The sequence below is a fragment of the Thermus hydrothermalis genome (assembly GCF_022760925.1).
GTDB lineage: Bacteria > Deinococcota > Deinococci > Deinococcales > Thermaceae > Thermus > Thermus hydrothermalis.
The window spans coordinates 45275-59062 of sequence record NZ_JAKTNT010000001.1; the positions used below are offsets into that span (position 1 = coordinate 45275).

At 66.1% G+C, this 13788-nt stretch carries 17 protein-coding genes and 1 pseudogene; 14 read left to right on the forward strand and 4 right to left on the reverse strand.

Going from position 1 to position 13788, the window contains the following annotated elements; all coding sequences use genetic code 11:
* Nucleotides 1-56: 56 nt before the first annotated feature.
* From L0C60_RS12935 to L0C60_RS00270, 8 genes and pseudogenes are all read left to right on the forward strand, one after another.
* Nucleotides 57-418: pseudogene (locus L0C60_RS12935) on the forward strand (transposase family protein); the annotation flags it as partial.
* Between the two features lie 45 nt (nt 419-463).
* A complete protein-coding gene (locus L0C60_RS00240) occupies nt 464-706 on the forward strand; it encodes an AbrB/MazE/SpoVT family DNA-binding domain-containing protein (RefSeq protein WP_234508097.1) in 243 nt (80 codons plus the stop codon).
* Nucleotides 687-1142: a type II toxin-antitoxin system VapC family toxin gene (locus L0C60_RS00245; RefSeq protein WP_234508094.1), complete on the forward strand. Its 456-nt coding sequence runs from the start codon at nt 687-689 to the stop codon at nt 1140-1142. Before L0C60_RS00240 ends, L0C60_RS00245 begins: the two co-directional genes overlap by 20 nt.
* Nucleotides 1143-1230: 88 nt before the next feature.
* A complete protein-coding gene (locus L0C60_RS00250) occupies nt 1231-1620 on the forward strand; it encodes a hypothetical protein (protein WP_234508093.1) in 390 nt (129 codons plus the stop codon).
* A 27-nt stretch (nt 1621-1647) separates the two neighbouring features.
* Entirely contained in the window at nt 1648-2001 is a 354-nt protein-coding gene (locus L0C60_RS00255; RefSeq protein ID WP_234508091.1) for a hypothetical protein, read from the forward strand.
* Nucleotides 1985-2941 carry a hypothetical protein gene (locus L0C60_RS00260; RefSeq protein WP_234508089.1) on the forward strand — a complete coding sequence of 319 codons (957 nt, stop codon included), beginning with the start codon at nt 1985-1987 and terminating at the stop codon, nt 2939-2941. The genes L0C60_RS00255 and L0C60_RS00260 overlap by 17 nt, the downstream gene beginning before the upstream one ends.
* Nucleotides 2938-3657, forward strand: coding sequence for a hypothetical protein (locus L0C60_RS00265; RefSeq protein ID WP_234508086.1), 720 nt, complete (start codon nt 2938-2940; stop codon nt 3655-3657). The genes L0C60_RS00260 and L0C60_RS00265 overlap by 4 nt, the downstream gene beginning before the upstream one ends.
* A gap of 3 nt (nt 3658-3660) precedes the next feature.
* Nucleotides 3661-4197 (forward strand): hypothetical protein, encoded by a 537-nt coding sequence (locus tag L0C60_RS00270; protein ID WP_234508085.1) that lies wholly within the window; start codon nt 3661-3663, stop codon nt 4195-4197.
* On the opposite strand, the gene L0C60_RS00275 is transcribed toward L0C60_RS00270, so the two are convergent.
* The 4 genes from L0C60_RS00275 to L0C60_RS00290 are packed head-to-tail and all read right to left on the reverse strand — an operon-like array spanning nt 4194 to nt 7955.
* A complete protein-coding gene (locus tag L0C60_RS00275; protein WP_234508083.1) occupies nt 4194-6074 on the reverse strand; it encodes a hypothetical protein in 1881 nt (626 codons plus the stop codon). The two genes, L0C60_RS00270 and L0C60_RS00275, sit on opposite strands and share 4 nt — an antisense overlap.
* Nucleotides 6075-6077: 3 nt before the next feature.
* Entirely contained in the window at nt 6078-6821 is a 744-nt protein-coding gene (locus tag L0C60_RS00280) for a hypothetical protein (RefSeq protein WP_234508081.1), read from the reverse strand.
* Complete coding sequence (locus tag L0C60_RS00285) at nt 6818-7729, reverse strand: RNA-guided endonuclease InsQ/TnpB family protein (RefSeq protein WP_234508178.1); 912 nt, start codon at nt 7727-7729, stop codon at nt 6818-6820. Before L0C60_RS00285 ends, L0C60_RS00280 begins: the two co-directional genes overlap by 4 nt.
* A gap of 16 nt (nt 7730-7745) precedes the next feature.
* Complete coding sequence (locus L0C60_RS00290) at nt 7746-7955, reverse strand: helix-turn-helix domain-containing protein (protein ID WP_234508079.1); 210 nt, start codon at nt 7953-7955, stop codon at nt 7746-7748.
* A gap of 272 nt (nt 7956-8227) precedes the next feature.
* On the opposite strand from L0C60_RS00290, the gene L0C60_RS00295 reads away from it, so the two are divergent.
* The 6 genes from L0C60_RS00295 (at nt 8228) to L0C60_RS00320 (ending at nt 13685) form a co-directional block, all read left to right on the forward strand.
* A complete protein-coding gene (locus tag L0C60_RS00295; RefSeq protein ID WP_234508077.1) occupies nt 8228-9598 on the forward strand; it encodes a replication initiator protein A in 1371 nt (456 codons plus the stop codon).
* 516 nt (nt 9599-10114) lie between these two features.
* Entirely contained in the window at nt 10115-10423 is a 309-nt protein-coding gene (locus L0C60_RS12735; protein ID WP_267962809.1) for a hypothetical protein, read from the forward strand.
* A gap of 37 nt (nt 10424-10460) precedes the next feature.
* On the forward strand, nt 10461-11195 hold the full coding sequence (gene cas6 / locus L0C60_RS00305) for a CRISPR-associated endoribonuclease Cas6 (RefSeq protein ID WP_234508075.1): 735 nt from the start codon (nt 10461-10463) through the stop codon (nt 11193-11195).
* The gene (locus L0C60_RS00310) at nt 11188-11778 is read left to right on the forward strand and encodes a hypothetical protein (RefSeq protein WP_234508073.1); all 591 of its coding nucleotides are present in this window, start codon (nt 11188-11190) and stop codon (nt 11776-11778) included. The genes cas6 and L0C60_RS00310 overlap by 8 nt, the downstream gene beginning before the upstream one ends.
* Nucleotides 11779-11850: 72 nt before the next feature.
* Nucleotides 11851-12813, forward strand: a complete 963-nt coding sequence (locus L0C60_RS00315) for an AAA family ATPase (protein ID WP_234508071.1) — start codon at nt 11851-11853, stop codon at nt 12811-12813.
* Complete coding sequence (locus L0C60_RS00320) at nt 12810-13685, forward strand: ParB/RepB/Spo0J family partition protein (protein WP_243092371.1); 876 nt, start codon at nt 12810-12812, stop codon at nt 13683-13685. The genes L0C60_RS00315 and L0C60_RS00320 overlap by 4 nt, the downstream gene beginning before the upstream one ends.
* Nucleotides 13686-13788 lie beyond the last annotated feature (103 nt).

Here is a 13788-nt window from a genome sequence, read left to right on the forward strand (position 1 = left end):
CTTAACCGTGAGCACCCCCTTTAACCACCTTGATTCCAAAGGTCCTTGAAGGCTAAGACCTCGCCAAAGACTACCTGGCCAGCAAAACCCTCCTCAAACCCCTCTTCCCCTCTCTACCCCACCTCTCCCGCTTCTACCGCGTCCTCCAAAAAGCCGCCCGCCTCCCCGCCCTCCTGGCCCAACGCCTGGAAGGCGGACCCGGCCTCCCCCAAGGGGTGGACCGCAAACCCCTACCCCTAGTCCACGGCCACCGCATCCACACCCGCTCCTTCCCCCACGTAGCCATCGGCGTGGGCCCTTTGGATTTGCTGGGCTTGTCCTGGGGGTGGTGATGAACGAGCGGGGACGCTTCTTTCGCTTCGCCCTTTTGCCCAGGAACGTTCGGGAGAAGTGGAGCGAGGGGCTATTGGAAGGTATGAATTTCGGCAAACCAAGAAACCCTGAGTTGGGATATACTGAAACCATGGAACTGGCCAAGCTTAGCCGAAAGGGCCAACTCTCCATTCCCAAGCGCCTCCTCAGGGCCATGGGCGTGGAGGGGGAAGCTTACTTCCTAGTGGAGCTCGCCCCCGAAGGGGGGCTCCTCTTGCGCCCCGCCGGGGTCTACCCTCTGGAGGTGTACACGGAAAGGCGCCTCCAGGAGCTCCTGGCAGAGGACGCCCTTACCGAAGAGGAACGGGCCCGCCTTGCCGCAATCCCCCGCTAAGCTCCGCCGCCTTTTTCTAGACGCCAACGTCCTCTTCGCCGCTTGTTGGCAAGCGGGAAGGGCGCGGGCTCTTCTGGAGCTAGCGCCCAAAGTGGGCTTAGAGCTCCTCACCTCCGCCCACGCCCTGGAGGAGGCCCGGCGCAACCTGGAGGCGAAACGGCTGGAGGCCCTGGAGTACCTTCAGGTCCTTCGGGAAAGCGTGCGGCCGGTTCCTGAGGCTCCTTGGAGCTTGGTGCAAAAAGCCTTAGCGAAAGGTCTTACCTTGGAGGATGCACCGATCCTGGCGGCCGCCTGGAGCGCTCGTGCGAATGCCCTGGTTACCGGTGACCGACGCCATTTCGGGCACCTTATGGGCAAAAAGGTGGGAACGGTCTGGGTGCTTTCCCTGAGGGAGTCCTTGGAGTTGGTTCTGGACCTCCTGGAGAGCCAGGGGTGAGGAAAGCTTTGGGACGAGGGGTTTGCGGGGTCCCGTAGGCCCTGAAGTTCCCCCTGGCCCACCGAGGAGGAAGGGAGAAGCCTTGGGCATGGCAAGATCCCTCCGCCTGGCGGTCTTTCTGCTCCTGGGGGGCTTAACTTACGGCCAAAGATTGGGCAAACCCCTGGGGGCTGACTGGAACGCCATCTCCCAAGATCTCTTGGCGACCGGGGCGGCACCCGACACGCTCGGGGAAAGACCTCCCTTGGAGCGCCTCCTCCTTGGGCCCTTGCCTGAGGGTTACCAAGGGTTTTCCCTTTCCGTGGGGCTTCTCCGTTGGAGCGTGCCCTGGACCTTCGCCGGGGCCTTGGAGGGGCTCGTGGTGGCCGATTCTTTATGGCAGGGCTTCTGGCTCACCAACGCCCTCTGGGCCGCAGAGGACGGAGGCATCGCCCTGGTGTTCTTCCTCGAGCGCAGAGCGCCTTTCAAACCCTCATAGGTACGGTGCAAACCCCTCAAGGAACGGGTGAAGAGGCAACTTGTCGCCCTGGAAGAGCGGTTCACACGCCGCAAGGCGCCCTTACTGAAGGCCCTGGAGGAGTACCAGAAGGTGCTCGCCCACCTGGAGAACCTTCGGGCGGAAGGGCGCTACCCCGAGGGCGCCCTCCGGGCGGCCCTTGCCCGGGAGGAGCTTAGGATCGCCTACGTCAAGGGGGAGCTTGCCCGCCTCGAGGAGGCCCACCGCCTCCAGGTGGCCAAGCGCCTCACCCGGGCCCGGGTCAAGGCCGCCCGCCTAGCGGCCCTGGCCCAAGCAGAGGAGGCCTTGGACGACCTCTTCCCCCTGCCGCAAAAGGAGGAAGGCCATGCCCCTGCTCTTTAGCCTGCGCAACATGCGCGCCTACTGGATCGGAAAGCGGGACGGGAGGAATTTCGCCAAGAAGCACGCCAGCCTCGCCTACCTCACGCCAAGCCCCTTCCCCCAGGAGCTCGCCGAGCGCTTCCGGCGCTGGATGGAGGGGGTGGCGGGGCGGTACCTGCGGCTTAGGGCCAGGCTGGAGGAGCGGCTAGAGGTGGTCCGCCACCAGCGGAAGGCCCTCACCCGGGTGGTGGGCCAGGACGAACCCACCCCGGAAGTCTTCGCCCACATGTGGGGCTACGCCGGGCGGTACGGGCTCCTCGGAGCGGTGCTCGCCGCCGAGCTCGTCTACAACAAGCTCGCCATGGACACCCTAGAGCTCTCCCAGCTAGAGGCCTACATCGTGGCCTCCATCGCCACCTTGGTCATGTTCTGGCTTGGGCACGAGGCGGGCAACCAGTTCCGGAAGGGCAACGTGCCCCTCGCCCTGGGCATGGCGGTCTTGCCGGCCCTGATGGCGGTGAGCTTCGCCGCCCTCCGCACGGAGTTCACCCGGCGCATGGCCCAGATCAACGGGGACCCCCTCCCCTCCCCCTGGGCCCTGCCGGCCCTTTTGGTCTTGGGCCTGGCCCTCGTGGCCTTCACCTTCTTCCTGGGCTACAAGAGCCCCCACGAACGGGAGGTGCTCATGCGGAAGCTCTTCCTCACCGCCCGGAAGGAGAGGCGGCTTGCGGAGCACCTAGAGGCCCTACACCGGCACACGGAGCGCGCCCTGGACCAGCTCCTCGCCCACTACCGGGAGGAGGTGGCCGCCTACTGGCGGGGGTTCGCCCGGGCCTGGCCCGCCTGGGACCCGGCCCCCGAGTTCGTGGGATACGTGCCCCCCTTGAACCGCCCCGAGCTCCCACCCCTCACCCACGAGGCCCCGAGCGACCCCCTGACGCAAGAGGTGCGGGCGGGATGATCCCTTGGGTCTTGAGCCTAGCCCTCACCCTGCCCTTTGGCGGGCAGGTCCAGGACTTCCAGGTGCTGGTGGCCCTGGGATGCAGCGCCCCCCGTCACGTGCAAAACGCCTACCGGGAGGCACTGGCCCACGAGGTCCTGCCCCGCCTGGCGGAGAGGCTTCTCAACGAACGGATACGCCTCACCCTGGCCCCCATCACGGGGCGGAGCTACACCGCCCCCGTGCGGGTCCTGGAAACGCCGGACCCCCTTTCCACCCCCCGGTTCAAGCTGGAAAAGGAAAAGGCCCTCTGGCAGAGGCGGGCCCTCGAGGCCTTTGACGAGCTCCGCAGGCGGGCCACCGCCGAGTGCACCAAGGGCACGGAGATCGTGGCCGCCCTAAAGGCGGCTGGGGAGCGGGCCAGGGGCAGGGGGCGCATCCTGGTCCTGGCCCACGGATTTGAGCAGTCCGAGCTGGTGAACCTTTACGATTACCGGCTCAAGCTGGAAAGGCCCGAGGTGCGCAAAACCCTGCTAGAGCGGACAAAGCAACGGCTGGGATTACCTAACCTAAGGGGCCAGGAGGTCTGCATCGCCGGCATCACCGCAGGCCACGACAACAACGCCAACGCCCGGCTCACCACCTCCATCAAGGCCTTTTGGGAAGAGCTTATCGCCGCTTCCGGAGGGAGGCTTGTGGGCTACGGCGCCTCCCCCCGGCTCTACCCCTTCCTATAGGCCATGGCCGCAGTCTGGAAACGCACGGGAGATCCGCTTGGGGACTTTATCCGGCTCATCCTCCTCCTGGAGGAAGCCCTGGAGCGGCTCGGGGCTCCCCCTGAGGCCACCCTGGGGGCCAAGCTCCACTCGGGGGCCGCCCTGGCTTTTTTCCAGAGCTACCCCGATGGGGAGGAGGTGCGGGCCAGGCTTTGGCGGCTCGTGGAGGTGCGGAACGCCGTCCTGCACGAGCGGGCGGAGGTCCCCCCTTGGGCCTTTGAAGAGGGAGAGGCCCTCCTCCGCCGGATGCTTCTCGCCCTGGAGAGGCAGGGGTTCTACGAAAGGGGGGAGCTTGCCGAGCGGGTGGCCTTCCTTCAGGCCCCGCCCCCGCCCGAGCCCGCGCCTATCCTCGAGGCCATCCCCCCGGAGGAGGCGCGGGTCCCCGAACCCTTGCGGGAAAGGCCCAAACGGCCCTGGTGGGCCCTCCGCCTTCCCCTGCCCATTCCCGCGCGGGCCCTTCCCAGAAGGCTCCTCCCCGTGCCCAAGCGTAGGCTCCGCTAGGGAAGCACCTTATCCAGGTCCTCGGGGAAGCGGTGGACCCCTTCCACCCCTTCGGGCACCCGCAGGGCCATGTAGACGAGCCGAGGGCTCCTCTCCGGCGGCGGCGCATTCCCCCAGTCCCGGGCCAGCATGAGCCCCTTCCCCTGGGTCCCCGCCACCCCCTGTACCAGGCTTTCCATGAAGGGGGCCCGTTTCCGGAGTTCCCGGGCCGTGGGCTTGCACTCCAGAAACCACAGGGCACCCCGGTAGAGGAGGACGCCGTCCACCTCCGTGTTCTGCCCGCCCAGGTCCTCCCGCCCTCCCAGGGGCACGAGGTTGCCGCCCATGGCCGCCCTACCTCCTCTGGTCGCAAGGTGGGCCTGGAGCTCGGCGAAAGCGAGGTACTCCAGGGCAAGACCCTTCAGGCTTCCCCTGTCCTTACCGGAAAACTCCCGGCCAAACCGCCTCCACCGGTCAAGGAAGCCTTTGACTAGGGGAGAGGTGTCCCATCCCCGCTCCGCCTCTTCCCAGCCCTCGAGGATGCGGCGGGCCAAAGCCAAGAGCTCGGGGTCCGGGTAAGGTCTCCCCACCTTGCCGAGGAGCCGGTACACTCGCAGGAGAGGGTAGGCCTCCGGGTCGCCCTCCCCCCAGGGAACGGGGAGCTCGCCCCCCTCTAGCCGCAAAAGCCGGTCCCGGTCCAGGTAGGAGGCCTCCACCCCTTTCCCCAAGGCGAGGAATAGGCCCATGGCCAAGGCGGTGGTGCCCCCATTGAGGTTGGCGTGCACGGGTAACCCCCGCCTCGAGGCCTCCTCCACCACGGGGCCTAGAAGCCTGACCACCTCCTTCCAGGCCCAGGGGGAGGAGAGGAAGCTGAAGTGGACCCGCACCCCCTGTTCCCGGAAAAAGGCTTGGGCCGAGCGGAGTTGCCCCTCCATTTCCCCGGTGGCGAGGGGGTAGACCTCCTCAGGCTTGGCGTGGAGGTAAGCGGCGTAAAGGGGCATGCTCTGCTCGGAAAGGAGGGCGAGAAGGCTTGGCCCCTGTGGGGCGGGAAGGGCCTTCTTGGGGGCCTTGCCCTGGGCTTGGGGAGCGAGGTGCGCCGCCAAGGGCTTTTCCGGGTGGGCGAGGAGAACCCCCTGCTCCTGCGCCCAGGCCCGCCAGCGGGCCAGGACGTTGCCCCTTTGTTTGGCGTGGAGGCTTTGCAGGTGGGCGGCGTGGAAGGCCACCACGGGCCGGCACAGGTAGCCTCCAAGCCTCTGGGCCTCCTGGCGGTGCTGGGCGAGGGCGTTCCGCTCCATCTCCCCCTTAGGGTTCCCAAGGTGGGGGCGCACCCAGTAGGGCCGGCCCCGGTAGACCACAAAGAGGCCTCCCCCACGCCCATGAAGCCGCACGGCCTCTGCCCCTTGGAGGAAGGCCCTGGGCGGTTGCACGGGCTCCACCTCCTCCCCCTCGGGCCGGAGGTAGAGGCGGAGGTAGTCCGCTAGCGTCAGGGCAGCACCCCCGTCTCGCACCTCCTCCCCTTCCTCCGGGAGGAAGAAGAGGGCCCGGGGGGCCTCGAGGTCCCGGTGGGCGTCCAGGAGGAAGACCCTGGCCCCCGTCCCCTGCCAGCGGCGGAGGGAGCGGAGGGCGAGGAGCTTGGAGCCCCCGGTGAGGTTGACCCAAACCCCCTCTCCTGGCTCCACCCCTGCCCCGTCCAAAGCCCCCGCTTCCAGCAGGCGGTAGGGGGTGCCCTCCTCCTCAAGGAGCCGCAGAAGGGCCTCCCACTTCTTCTCGTACCCCGGCCAGGGCCTTTCGGCGTAGAAGACCGCTTCCTCCACGCTGCCCGCGCGGCTACGCACGAACTTGAGCCCTATGTAGGCGGGGCCGGGCTCGTTGCCCAAGAGAGAAACGTAGACCGCCATGGCTCACCGGGGCAAGGGGATGGCCTCGAGGTCCGGCTGGAACCCGAGCGCCCCTTGGAGGTCCTGAAAGAGCTTCCGGGCGAGGGCCGCCACCTGGTCCACCTGCTTCTCCGTGGGCACCTGCAGGCCGTGGACGAGGAGGGCCTGGTTTCTGGCCTTGAGCACCCCAGCAAGCCCCTGCAGGTCCCGGACGTTCAGGGAGGCCAGGAGGGGGTCCCCCAGCACCCGGAGGAAGGCCAAGACCTCCAGAAGCCCGAGCTTTTCCCGAACCCTCGGGGCCTCGTTCCCCGGGAGGATGCGCCGAAGCTCCTCCGCTAAAGCCTCCGCCTCCTCCGGGGAGAGCCCGGGGGCCTCGGCAAGGCGGCCGAACCGGCCAAGCCGCTCCTGGAGGAGGAGTTCCAGGGCCCGGTAGGCGTAGAGGGCCGCCAGGGTGGTCTGGCCCCGCTTGCCGAAGCGTTCGCTCAGGTGAAGGAGGGTGGCCGCCACCGCCAGCACCCCTCGGGGGTTCGCCAGGTCCCCTGTGGAAAGAAGCTCCCGCGCCGCTTGGAGAAGCTCCGTTTGGCGCTTGAGGCGCCCGAAGTGGCGGGCCAGGGGGTGCTGGAGCCAGACGTTCCTGCCCAGGGCCTCGAGGAGGCTTTCCCCCTTCCTGGCCGCCTCCTTAAAGTCCAGGGCCCGCCAAGCCCGGTACATCTCGGCGAGGAGGTGGTGACGACTCCTCGGACTAAAGTCCGAGGCTTCTCGGTTCAAGATACAGCTATCCCTGTATCTTTCCCCGAAGGCCCCGTCCAGGCCCGAGCCAAGATGTTCCGCGCAGCGGCCACATCCCTGTGAAGCGGCGTCCCGCAGGATGAACAAACAAACTCCCTCACCCACAGGGGCTTTTTCTCCCTGTGGCCGCACACCGGACAGTCCTGGCTCGTGTATTTGGGGTCTACCCTTATGACTCGCCTACCAGCCTCCTCCGCTTTGTAGGCGAGGATTTGCAAAAACTGCGCCCAACCGGCATCGTGTACGCCCTTGGCTGTGTGGCTACGAGCTAAGCCAAGAACGTTCAGGTCTTCGTGGACGATAGTCCCATAGCGGTTAACAAGCCTCCTCGCCACCTTGTGGTGGAAGTCCAACCTTTGCCTAGCTACCTTCCGGTGTAGCTTGGCAAACTCTTCCTTGGCCTTCAGGTAGCGACAGCTCCCCTTCCCTTTACGAGAGAGCTCCCTCTGCTTCCTAGCCAGCCTCTCCTGGGTCTTCTGGTAGTACCGAGGGGCTTCTATCTTTTCCCCCTCCGAGGTGATGAGGAAGTGGGGGTTGGTCCCCAGGTCAAGGCCCACCGCCTCCCTAGACGGGGGAAGCGGTTTGGGGTCTACCTCACACACAAAGACGATGTACCATTCGTCCCCTTCTCTTTTGATTGTGGCGGTCTTGATTTTCCCTTCAAGCGGGCGGTGCATCTTGACCTTAACCGAACCAATCCCGTGAAGAAGAACCCGCTTCCCGCCCTCCTGGACTTTGATCCCGGTGGCGTAGGCCTGGGGGAAGGTGAAGGCGTCGTAGCGTCCCTTTCCCTTGAACCGGGGGTAGCCGGCTTTACCCTTTCTGGCTTTTAGGCGGCGGAAGAAGCCCTTGAAGGCTCGGTCTACTCTCTTAAGAACGTCTTGCAGGACCTGGGAGTGGACCCTATTTGTACTCCGGCAGGTCGGCTCTTATCTCTGGGAGCCACCTCATTTGTTCGTAGAGGGAAAGGCTTTTCTTCGCTTTCCTATGTGCCATCCTCCGTTCTTGGAGGGCGGCGTTGTAGAGCTGGCGGCAGAGCTCCAGGGTGCGCTCCAGGTCCTTTTGCTGGGGCTTGGTGGGGTAGAGGCGGTATTTGAAGGCTTTACGTGCCACGTGCCATCACAATAGCGCATCCTCCGCTTGTCCTGCTATGTGCACCTTCGACGGGCGTGGGGGAGTTTATGTATCCCCGGCTCGGGAACTGGGGGATTATCGCTTCCCTACGCCGCCCCCTCTTTTCTGTAAAGGGCCTGGGAGTTCCCGCCCGCAGCCACCGCCTCCTTGTACCTGGCCCACGCCTCTTGCAACGCCTTCCACCGTTCCTGCTCTTGGAGCATGGAAACCCTTATACCACAAGGCCCCCCTCCGGTAGAATGGACCGGAACATGGCCGCAAGCCGCCCTTCCAAGAAGGAGGTCCTGGCCCGGGCGCAGCACCTGGACGAGGCCAACGTGGCCCGCCTTGGGCTCATCTCCATCCAGGAGCGCATCCCCGAGGGCTACTCCTCTTGGGAAGAGGAGTTTGAGTTCCTGGGCAAGCCGGTGAAGCTGGCCTGCTACGCCAGCGAAAAGGTGGGGGGCGTGCCCCACGGCTTGGACAACGAGGTTTCCTTGGCCCTCATCGCCCTTTACTTCAACGCCGGAAGCCCCGAGGACGGCACCTTCACCGCCACCCCTTACCAGATCCTGAAGCTCATGGGCCTGGACACCTCGGGCTACTACTACCAGGCCCTCAAGGAGAGCCTCATGCGCCTCACCACCGCCACTTACGTCCTCTCAGAGGCCTGGCGGGCGGATGGGCGCTGGCAGAGCGTCACCTTCCGCTACATAGAGAAGCTGGAGTACACCTCTTCCGCCGAGGGCAAGCTGGACCGGGCCAGCGTCTTGCGCATCACTCTGGCCAAGGAAATCGTGCGCTCGCTAAAGCAAAACTACGTGAAGCCCATTGACATTGAGTTCATGGCGAGCCTCCGCCGCCCCTTGAGCCGGGCCCTGTACCGGCTTTTGGACGCCCAGCGGTTTTCCCCGGAGAACCCGGCCCCCCTCACCCGGTTTGAGGTGAACCTCATGGAGTGGGCCGCCGCCTGCAAGATCGTCCACAAGCGGCCCGACAAGGTGCGGCGCACCCTCGAGCCCGCCCACGAGGAGCTCATAGAGCGCCGCTACCTTCAGTCCGTGGAATACATCGGCCGGGGCCAGAACCAGACCATCGTCTACGTCTTCGGCGAGGAGGCGGGCGGGGTCCCAGATATGGAGGCGGTGGAGCTCCTGATGGCGGAGGGCCTTTCCTTCACCAGCGCCTATTCCCTCGCCCGCCGCTACCCCTTGGCCCACATCAAGGAGCGCTTGGAGCGGTACCGGAACATCCTGGCCTCCGGGTACAAACCCAAGAACAATCTGGGCTTCCTGGTGGACGTGATCCGGGACGAAAGCGGCAAGTACGCCCGCGCCCTCCCCCCCGCCTCCGCCCGCAGGGTCCAGGCCAAGGTGGAGGAGGAGGAGGCCCGCCGCATAGAGGAAGAGGCGGAAAGGGAGTGGCAGAACATGCCCAAGGAGGCCCAGGTGCGCCGGGCGGTGCAGGTGGCCCAGCTCCTTTTGCGTTCCCGCCTTTCCGTGGGCGACCTCGAGGACCTCACCCGCCTCATGGAGGCGGGGGTGCTTGAGCCGCGGCGGGTGGTGGAGGAGCTCAAGGAGGCGGCGTCCCGGGGGACTTTGGAGGAATGGGTCCAAAGTTTCCGCATGGGGCTGGGGGAGTAGGGGTATCGGAAGACTTGGGGAGTTTTGGGCGGGGCGGGAAGCGAAACCCCGCCCTTTTCCCTTAGTTAAGGCAAAATCGGCTCGTACCCCGACTATCGGAAGACTTGGGGAGTTTGCCCGGTCCCGTATCGGAAGACTTGGGGAGTTTGGGGAGCAAACTATCGGAAGACTTGGGGAGTTGGTATCGGAAGACTTGGGGAGTTCTATCGGAAGACTTGGGGAGTTTTTCACCCCGGTTTGCGTCCTGAACGCGGTTTTCGCCCCGCCGCCCCCCGTCCTTGTTGTTGATCATCAATATATCAATGGGTTTAGAGCATTTAAGGAGATTAATAGAGATCAACAACACGGCACTATTGTTTGGATCCATTCCCTTTAGCGTTGGACAGGGCTCCCCTCTTTCCTTGCTCCATGTAACGTATCCAAGCAATGGCTATCGGAAGTCTTGGGGTGTCCTTCCCCCGGAAGCCCTCCGTGCCTGGCCCCGGTGGGTGCCCATCCCGAATGATAAAGCTCTGTATGAAGGTCCTCATCCTCACGGTAGGGACCACCCCAGGCCCCCTGGAGGAGGCCTTGGCCCACCACGCCCCGGAAGGGGTGGTTTTCCTGGCGAGCCAGGACACCCATCCCGTGGCGGCGAAGCTGGTGCGGGACTATGGCACCTCCTTGCGCCATCACGCCTCCTTTCTGGACTGGTCCGAAAGCTTTGCTGCAAGCTATCACGTAACCTTGAAGAACCCAAAGACGTTCCTGAAACAGAAGAGACTGGCGCCGGTTGCCTACCTGAAAGCGAGTACCAGGGCCAGCGAAGCGAGCGCTACCGTGTGAGCGATGGGCACCGGGGCCGAATGGGTACAATCGGGCCATGGTCTTGGCGGCGCTGGTGCTCCTCCTGGAGGGCGAGGCCCCGCCCGAGCCCTTGGGCCTAAGGGGGTTTTTCTACGGGCTCCTGCGGGAGGTGGCCCCCGAGGTGCACGACCAGGGGGAAAACCCCTTTGCCCTGGGGTTTGGGGGGAAGGAGGGGGCTTACTGGGCCCGGGTGAGCTTTCTAAGGGAGGACCTCTATGCCCGGCTCTCCCCTACCCTCTTCGCCCTCGAGGGCCAGGAGGTGCGCCTGGGGACCCCCTTCCGCCTCAAGGCCGTGCTCCAGGAGGGACACCCCTGGGCGGGGGTCACCACCTACCCGAGGCTTTTCCAGAACCCCTTAGGGCCGGACCTCCCCTTGCGCTTCCACGCCCCCACCTTCTTCCGCCGCAAGGGGGTGCACTACCCTCTCCCCGAGCCTAGGCTGGTGATGGAGAGCCTCTTACGGCGCCTCGAGGCCTTCGGCACCCTCAAGGCCCCAGAGGAGGTGCGGGAGGCCCTCTTGGAGAGGACCACGGTGCGCTGGCTGGAGGGGCGCACCCTGAGGGCGGCCACGGAGGTGGACACCGTGGGCTTCGTGGGCCGGGTGGTCTACCACCTCCCTAGGGCCACGGAGGAGGAGCGGGCTTGGCTTTGGGCCTTGGGGCGCTTCGCCTTCTTCGCCGGGGTGGGGGCCAAGACTGCCCTGGGCTACGGGCGGGCCAAGGTGTTCGCCCCGAGGGAGGGGGATGGGTAGGCTCCTTGTGGTCCTGGCCCTCCTCCTCGTGGCGGCCTGGTTTTGGCAGCGGCCCAAGCCCCCGCCGCCAGGCGTCCTGGCGCCCCATCCCCCGGTGCAGGAGCCCTTGGGGCCGGAAGATCCCCGTGCCCTGGTGAAGGGCCCCTACCGGCTAATCCCCGTGGCCCGGTTCGGCCTCGAGGCCCGTCTCCTCGCCAAGCGCCGCTACCGCTTTGACCGGTGGGCGGCGGTCGCCCCTTGGGACTTCGCCCTGGGCTGGGGACGGATGTCGGACACCGCCGTTCTCCGCCGCATGCGCATCTGGCAGGCGGACCGCTTCTACTTCTACGCTGGCTCCGGGGAGCCCCCCATCCCTTTGAGGGAGATCGTGGAGCATAGCGCCAACATGCACCTCGTGCCGGCAAGCCCAGGGATAGAGCGGGCCATGGGCCGGGTGCGCCCTGGCCAGGTGGTGCGCCTCGAGGGCTACCTGGTGGACGTCTACGGGCCGGATGGGTCCTATTGGCGGACCTCCACCACCCGCCAGGACACGGGGGCCGGGGCGTGCGAGGTGGTCTGGGTGGTGCGTTTTGCCTTTCGGTAGGGCCGGGGTTCTTGTGTGGGAACCGTCAGAGCCTGGTTGCCGAAAAGCGCACATACCTGGTATCCTTCCCTCATGAAACGGGAAAGGTTGGTTCCCCTCACGGAGTGGGCCCGCAAAGAGGGGATGTCGGAGAGCCTGGCCCGGAGGTGGATCAAGGAGGGCAGGCTGGCGGCGGTGCGCCTGGGCCACTACTGGTACATCCCCGAGGAGGTGGACGGTCCCGAGCGGAGGACGCAGGTTTACACCCTCTTCACCCACGCCGGCGGGGCGGGGAAGACCTCCCTGGCCCGGGACCTGGGGTTTGAGCTGGCCTCGAGGGGGTACCGGGTTCTCCTGATTGACGCCGACCCCCAGGCCAACCTCACCGCCTGGCTCGGCGTGGACCCGAGCGGCGTTCAGGACGAGGAAACCCTCCTTCGGGTCATCCGCCAGGACCTCCTCCCCCCGCCCAAGGAGGTGGGCCGTAACCTTTACCTGGTCCCCGCCTCCGTGAACCTGGCGGTGGGGGAGCTGGAGCTGGACCGGAAGCCCTTGGGCGCCCTGGCCCTGCGCACCGCCCTGGAAAAGCTGGAGCGGTACGACCTGGTCTTCGTGGACTCCCTGCCCTCCCTGGGCTCCTTGGCGGTGATGGCCGCCCTGGCGGGGGACGGGCTCCTGGTGCCCGTGGAGACGGGGGCCAAGGGAATCCAGGCGCTAAAGGCGGTGATCGGGGTGGCCAAGGAGTACCGGGAGGCCCTGCGCAAGGTGGACCCCGAGGCGGTGTCGGGGCGGGGCCATATCATCCGCGCCTTCATCCCCACCAAGTACGACGCCCGCACCGCCGGCGACAACCGGGTGCTGGAGACCATCCAAGAGCTGGAGGAAATCGCTCCCGTAACCCCTCGGATGGCCTACCGGCCTGGCCCACACCGCCGTGCCACGGAGGAGGGGGTGCCCATCCACCTCACGGGGGACAAGGAGGCGGCGGAGGAGGTCGCCCGGCTCGCCGACTTCCTCCTGGAGAGGGTCTTCCGCTTTGAGGAGGTGGTGGCGTGAGCGCCATCCGGGCCTACCTCAAGGGACTGGTGGAGGAGGCCAAACGCCCTGCATCCTCCGTGGCCCTCCTGAGCGAGCTTGTTCCCCGCCCCCAACCCCGCCGCCGCTTTGACGAGGCCTCCCTCCAGGCCCTGGCCGAGTCCATCCGGGCCCAAGGGGTCCTGGAGCCCCTCCTGGTTCGCCCCGTGGAGGGCGGGAAGTACGAGATTATCGCCGGGGAAAGGCGCTACCGTGCGGCGGGGATGGCGGGGCTTAAGGAGGTCCCCGTGGTGGTCCTGGAGGTGGAGGAGAAGGCCGCCTCTGCCATCGCCCTCATGGAGAACCTCCAGCGGGAGGACCTGAACCCCTACGAGGAAACCATCGGGGTCCTGGACCTCCTGGCCCTGGAGCTTGGGAAGAGCAGGGACGAGGTGGTGCGCTTCCTCCACCGGATGCGGAACGAGAAGGGGGGTAAGGCTACCCCCAACGTTGGGGGTAGCCCAGAGGCCCAGAAGGTGGAAGAGGTCTTCCGCCTCCTCGGACGAATGACCTGGGACTCCTTCGTGAAGCACCGCCTCCCCCTCTTGAGGCTTCCCGAGGACCTGAAGGAGGCCCTGGAAGGAGGTGCCATCCCCTACACCGCCGCCTTAGAGCTCAAGAAGGTGAAGGACGATGGCCTTCGGAAGGCCCTTCTGGAAGAAGTGAAGGCGGGGCTTTCCTTGCGGGACCTGAAGGCCAGGGTGCGGGAGGCCTTAAGGCGGGAGGAGGCGCCCAAGCCCTGGTACAAGGAGGTGGTGGCGAGGCTTAGCCGGCTTGACCTCGAGGCCCTCCCCCCCAAGAAGCGCCGCCTGGTGGAAGAGAAGCTGAGGGAGCTGGAAGCCGTGCTTCTCTGAGGGTTTGGGGGCTTCTGCGTTCCCCAGAAGAGACCGTTACTCTTGGGACGCCTGAAGGTGCCCCCGGGCCTGGAGAGGTGGCCCAAGGGTGGTAGAAGGGAGG